This is a genomic window from Muriicola sp. Z0-33 (genome assembly GCF_026126425.1).
In the GTDB taxonomy this organism is placed as follows: domain Bacteria; phylum Bacteroidota; class Bacteroidia; order Flavobacteriales; family Flavobacteriaceae; genus JAFMPW01.
On the sequence record NZ_JAFMPW010000006.1, the window covers coordinates 241,528 to 247,600 of the forward strand.

At 40.6% G+C, this 6,073-nt stretch carries 6 protein-coding genes; 4 read left to right on the forward strand and 2 right to left on the reverse strand.

What is annotated here, in order from left to right; translation table 11 throughout:
* Positions 1-5: 5 nt before the first annotated feature.
* The 3 genes from hisIE to J1G40_RS10805 are packed head-to-tail and all read left to right on the forward strand — an operon-like array spanning position 6 to position 3,321.
* Positions 6-611 carry a bifunctional phosphoribosyl-AMP cyclohydrolase/phosphoribosyl-ATP diphosphatase HisIE gene (hisIE, locus tag J1G40_RS10795; RefSeq protein ID WP_265242647.1) on the forward strand — a complete coding sequence of 202 codons (606 nt, stop codon included), beginning with the start codon at positions 6-8 and terminating at the stop codon, positions 609-611.
* Positions 612-665: 54 nt separating this feature from the next.
* Positions 666-1,826 (forward strand): vWA domain-containing protein, encoded by a 1,161-nt coding sequence (locus tag J1G40_RS10800; protein ID WP_265242655.1) that lies wholly within the window; start codon positions 666-668, stop codon positions 1,824-1,826.
* Positions 1,827-1,851: 25 nt separating this feature from the next.
* Positions 1,852-3,321 (forward strand): AAA family ATPase, encoded by a 1,470-nt coding sequence (locus J1G40_RS10805; RefSeq protein ID WP_265242656.1) that lies wholly within the window; start codon positions 1,852-1,854, stop codon positions 3,319-3,321.
* 60 nt (positions 3,322-3,381) lie between these two features.
* Here J1G40_RS10805 and J1G40_RS10810 read toward each other — a convergent pair whose 3' ends face one another.
* Positions 3,382-4,875, reverse strand: a complete 1,494-nt coding sequence (locus J1G40_RS10810; protein WP_265242648.1) for a sensor histidine kinase — start codon at positions 4,873-4,875, stop codon at positions 3,382-3,384.
* Positions 4,872-5,570, reverse strand: a complete 699-nt coding sequence (locus J1G40_RS10815) for a response regulator transcription factor (RefSeq protein WP_265242649.1) — start codon at positions 5,568-5,570, stop codon at positions 4,872-4,874. Before J1G40_RS10815 ends, J1G40_RS10810 begins: the two co-directional genes overlap by 4 nt.
* A gap of 243 nt (positions 5,571-5,813) precedes the next feature.
* Between J1G40_RS10815 and J1G40_RS10820 the strand changes: the two genes are divergently transcribed.
* Positions 5,814-6,073, forward strand: a 260-nt coding sequence (locus J1G40_RS10820; RefSeq protein ID WP_265242650.1) for a hypothetical protein, incomplete at its 3' end; no start/stop codon positions are given.

A 6,073-nucleotide genomic window follows, 5' to 3' on the forward strand; every position in this document is an offset into this window, starting at 1 on the left:
TACATATGAATGTAGATTTTAGTAAAACTCAGGATGGTCTTGTACCGGCCATAATACAAGACAATGTTACATCCAAAGTGCTTATGCTTGGTTATATGAACGAAGAAGCACTTACTAAAACACAGGCTACCGGGAAAGTTACTTTTTATAGCCGAAGTAAAAATCGGTTGTGGACCAAGGGAGAAGAGAGTGGCAACTTTTTACATCTTACTGATGTTAAGCTGGACTGTGACCGCGATACTTTATTGATATCGGTGCAACCCGAAGGCCCAACATGCCATACAGGAAGTGATACCTGCTGGGATGAAAAGAATGATCCAAATTTTGGGTTTTTAACCATTTTGGAAGAGATCATTTCTGAACGCAAGAACAACACCCAAAACCAGAAGAGCTATGTGGCATCCCTTTTCCGGTCTGGGATCAACAAGATTGCCCAAAAAGTGGGGGAGGAAGCAGTTGAAACGGTAATAGAAGCGAAAGACGATAACGACGACTTATTTCTAAATGAAAGTGCGGATCTATTATTCCATTATCTTATTCTCCTGCAGGCCAAAGGATTCAGACTTAATGATATCGCAGCGGTCCTGAACAGCAGGCATTCTTCATCTTAGTTAAGATTTCTTAAAAATATTCTGACGCTGGTCTAAATGTCTTATTTTTATAAGATGTCTATGATTCAAAGAAAAGGTTTTAGATTTTCTGCTTTCCAGGCAAAGGAACAGTCTCCCTTCGAAAAACTTTTTGATATTTTTCAGGAACTCATTACCCATACTTCAGGCGACTTTGATGAGGCTATCGATTGGTTGCGTGAACTCGACAAAGAGTATGAACTGACAGATGACGATTATACCATAGATGATTTCATTGAAGACTTAAAGGCCAAAGGGTATATTCGCGAAGAGTTTAAAGATGGTGGTGGAGACATGAATGAAGGCGATGAGGGTGAGGAAGGATCAGGTGGCGGTAGTATCTCGATCACCGCAAAGATGGAGCGTATCATAAGACAGCGCGCTCTGGATCAGATTTTTGGCAAGCTCAAACGCAGTGGTTCCGGGAACCATAAAACAGGGAAGTCCGGACAGGGTGACGAACATACAGGAGATTTCAGGGAGTATAGATTTGGCGACGGACTAGAACAAATTTCCATGACCGAAAGCCTCAAGAATGCACAGATTAATCATGGAATAGGAAATTTTCAATTGGGTGAAGATGATCTGGTCGTAGAAGATACACAGTACAAAGCTCAGATGAGTACGGTGTTGATGATAGATATTAGCCATAGTATGATTTTATATGGAGAAGACCGTATAACACCTGCAAAAAAAGTGGCAATGGCCCTGGCCGAACTGATAACCACCAGGTACCCCAAGGATACCCTCGATATTCTGGTATTTGGTAATGATGCCTGGCCCATCGCTATTAAAGAATTACCATACCTGAAAGTGGGGCCATATCACACCAATACAGTGGCAGGGTTACAACTGGCTATGGACATGTTGAGAAGAAAAAGGAATACCAACAAACAGATCTTTATGATTACCGATGGGAAGCCAAGTTGTCTTCGAATGCCCGATGGAGAATATTACAAAAACAGTGTTGGCCTGGACGATTTTATTGTTGAAAAGTGCTATAATATGGCCCGACAGGCAAGAAAACTTCATATTCCTATTACCACCTTTATGATTGCTCAGGACCCGTATTTAATGCAATTTATAAGGCATTTTACGGAAGCAAACAAGGGCAAAGCTTTCTTTACCGGATTAAAGGGGCTGGGAGAAATGATTTTTGAGGATTATGAAGCCAACAGGAGAAAAAGGCTAAAATAAAGTATTGATAAATACATTAAAAAAAATGGAATTGGATTATAAGAAAATTAAAAACCTAGGAGCACTAAAAAAAGCGGGTTACCAAAGCAAGGGAATCAGAGAAGAACTCCGCCAAAATCTGATATCCCGAATAAAAGCGGGAGAAGAGACCTTTGCAGGGGTCTGGGGTTACGAGAACTCTGTAATCCCCGAATTGGAAAGAGCCATATTATCCAGGCATAATATTAATCTTTTAGGTCTTAGAGGGCAAGCCAAGACCAGGTTGGCCAGGCTAATGGTAGACTTGCTAGACGATTGGATTCCTGTAGTTGAAGGATCTGAGATCAATGACGACCCATTAAAACCACTGTCGCGCTATGCCAAAGAACTTATTAAGGATCAGGGAGATAGTACCCCTATTCAATGGTTGCACAAATCGGATAGATTTTATGAGAAATTAGCTACCCCGGATGTTACCGTCGCAGATCTCATTGGTGATGTTGACCCTATTAAAGCTGCTAATTTAAAACTCTCCTATGCCGATGACAGGGTGATTCATTTTGGTATGATACCAAGGGCCAATCGCTGTATTTTTGTAATAAATGAACTTCCAGATCTTCAGGCAAGGATACAGGTTTCTCTTTTTAATATTCTGGAAGAAGGTGATATTCAAATCAGGGGGTTTAAGCTCAGGTTACCGCTGGATATGCAATTTGTTTTTACAGCCAACCCGGAAGATTATACCAACAGAGGAAGCATAGTGACACCACTGAAAGACAGAATAGGATCTCAGATCTTGACCCATTACCCCGAAGATATTGCGACTGCAAGGAAGATTACGGACCAGGAAGCCAGGCTCGATAACAGCCAGGTGAATATGGTCTATGTATCCGAATTGGCCAAAGACCTGTTAGAGCAGATTAGTTTTGAAGCCAGGAACAGTGAATATGTAGATGCTAAAAGTGGCGTTAGTGCGCGAACCAGTATAACTGCTTTTGAAAACTTATTAAGTACTGCCGAACGAAGGGCCCTTAAGCTGGGGGCAGATCAAACTGCCGTCCGTTTAAGCGATTTTGTAGGGGTAATTCCGGCCATTACCGGGAAAATAGAATTGGTTTATGAAGGTGAGCAGGAAGGGGCTGATGGTGTTGCATCTATATTGATTGATGATGCTGTTAAAACCATGTTTCCAATGTATTTTCCGAAAATCAACAAGTTGGAACGAAAGGATGCCGAAACGCCTTATGACGAATTGTTACATTGGTTCTTTGAAGGCAACGGATTTGAATTGCTCGATGAGCTTACTGAAGAAGAGTACAAGAGGCAGTTAGATGCCATTTCTCCTTTAAATGAACTCATTAAAGTTCATCAACCCGATATAGACAAAAAAGACAGCTATTTTCTAAAAGAATTGCTTTTATGGGGACTTGTAGCGCACAAAAAGTTAAGCAGGCAGCGCTTTTCCGAAGGCTACCAATTTAAAGACCTTTACGGAAGTTTTATCAGTAAGTTATAATTCAAAAAAACCCTGACTATTACATCAGGGTTCTCCGCTCTCATAGCAATTATTTTCCCTTTATACCTGGTAAGCAGGTAAATTGAAAATAAAAGAACTTCCTTCCTTGGGTTTGCTCAATACCGTAATAGAGGTATCGTGTAAATCCATTATCTTTTTGACTATGGCAAGTCCGAGGCCATATCCCTGTTTTTTAGTATTCTTCTCTACCTGCTTGTACCGATCAAATATATAGGGTTGTTCACTTAAGGGTATGCCTGTTCCTGTGTCGGTAATATTTATTTCAACATTCTCGTCCTTGCGCTTAATAGATAAAACCACCCGACCCTTAGGTTCTGTAAATTTTATGGCATTCTCTATAAGGTTTTGTAAGGCACGTTCAACCAGGCTGACATCAGCGAAAACAATACTATTTTCACTGGGGTTGTCTAAAACCAGGTCTATATTCTTTTTAGCCGCTATTACCTTGAATTTAGCAACCAGGTCATGAGATAATTCGGTAATTGAAAAAGGCTCCTTTACCGGGCTCACCTGTTCTGCTTCCAGTTTGGAGTATTCAAACAGCTGATTGATAAGATTGGATAATTTATCAACATTATCATGAGTAATTTGGAGGTATTCATCTTTTTCAGTTTCCGAAAGCGAATCTTTTTTCATCTGCATGGTCTCCACATAACCCTTTAAGATAGCCAAGGGTGTCCTCAGGTCGTGAGAGACATTTGCAATAAGCTCGCGTCTTAATCCATCAACCGACTTCATCTTATCAATATTTCCTACTATAGTATCGGCCATTTCGTTAAAGGAATGGGCAAATACTTCTATGTCAGATTTATCAGGGTCTTCTATTCTGGCAGCCAGATCTCCTTCCCTGAATTTTCTAACAGTATCAGTAATTAACCTAAGGTTTTTGGTAAGAAACCAAATGCTGAGTAGTGCAATAATAGCTGCAAACAGCATCGTTAGCAGGGTAGCACCTATCCCCAATTTTACAAAGTACTGGGCCATTAAATTATCGCTGGTCAATTCAAAATTCTGGCCCGCAAGAATGATGTAAATAAAACCCTCTTTTCCATCTACATTAAAGGGAGCTGCAGAGAATATCTTTTGTTTTCCGGGATTTCTGGGATCATCACCCAATATATAGTTTTCTCCTTTGTCTTTTATAAATTCCCGGATGGGGGCCAGGGATACTTTTTTGATGGGGGCATTGTCGCTGTGGTCTAGCACAACAGAATACATAATTTCTCCTCCGGTATCCAATAAATATACTTCAATGCTCCTGTTGACGGCCATCATGTCGTGCATCAAGTCGCCAAATAATTCTTTGTTAGGGCTGCCATCTTCCAGAAAAGGTGACGCATTCTGAAACTTCTCTTCAATCAGGTGGGCTGCGATATCCGCATTAACACGCTGAGCTGTAGCTTCATTGTGTTTGTTTGCAAAATACCCTGTGATTAGCACATAGGAAGCCCCCATGAGTACAATGATCAATATAAAAGCTAACCAAAGCTTCTTTATTAATTTAGGGGTTAAGGTTTTTTCCGGGCTGTTCATACCTTTATATCTTCGTTAAACTTATAACCTACTCCCCAGGTGGTGAGGATATAGGTTGGATTGGCCATATCCGACTCAATTTTAGCCCGCAATCTGTTAATGTGCGAATTTACAGTATGCTCATACCCTTCAAAATTATAGCCCCAGATCATGTTTAACAGATCACTTCTGGAATAATTGCGTCCCGGATTTGAGGCCATCAGCACAAGCAGTTCAAATTCCTTTGGTGAAAGTTCTATACGTTGTCCGTTCACCGTAATTTTTCTTTTCTCAACATCAATCTGCAGGCCTTCAAAGTTTAAGGACGAATTAGATTTTTCGGCTTGGGCCGGGGCACTTGTTCTTCGAATTACGGCTTTTATCCTGGCCAATAATTCTCTTATACTAAAAGGTTTTGTAATATAGTCGTCCGCCCCAATTTCCAGACCCAGTACACGGTCTATTTCTTCAGACTTTGCGGTCAGCATAATGATAGGGGTGCTTTTCTTTGCGCGCAGTTTACGGCACACTTCAACCCCGTCCATTATGGGCAATGTCAGATCCAGGATGATAAGGTCATAATTATTATCCAATGCCATCTGCAGTCCGGCTGCACCATCCATTGCCTTTTCTGTACTATATATAAGGTCTGTCAGGTGAATTTCGAGCAGTTTTATAATCTCGGGATCGTCTTCTATGATGAGTATTTTTTTCATAAGCTGTACAATGCGAAAAAAGTTAAAAAGTATCACATAAATATCACGTGGTCATAAAATTAACCGAAAGCCTGTCAATCCCTGACCTGGCTTGAAAGTAATAATATCTCAGGACAAAGTGAATCAAAATCAAATCAAATGATCACAAAATTATTGCAAACCGCTTTTAAAAGTTTAAGGTTTTGTGACTCCCGATAGATAGAAAGTCGATTAGTTTGGTATGGAATCTAAAAACTGATTGATATGAAAAGAAATTTACTCATTAAACCAAGTTTTATCCTTGAAAACACCTATGGAAACTTCCTGTTTCTGTTGTTTTTAGGAACAATGCTCCTTAGCAGTTTTATCGCTAAGGCATCGGACACAGTTGTTGTCCTTCCTCCAATTCAGGCTACGGTAAACGGGGGCACCTTAAGTGAAGATCCTTTCTTTTTCTGTGTAGGTGATGGCCAGCCAGACCACGTTTCTCTGGTGAGTGTAGAAGGGGCAGAAGGCCCTAATGC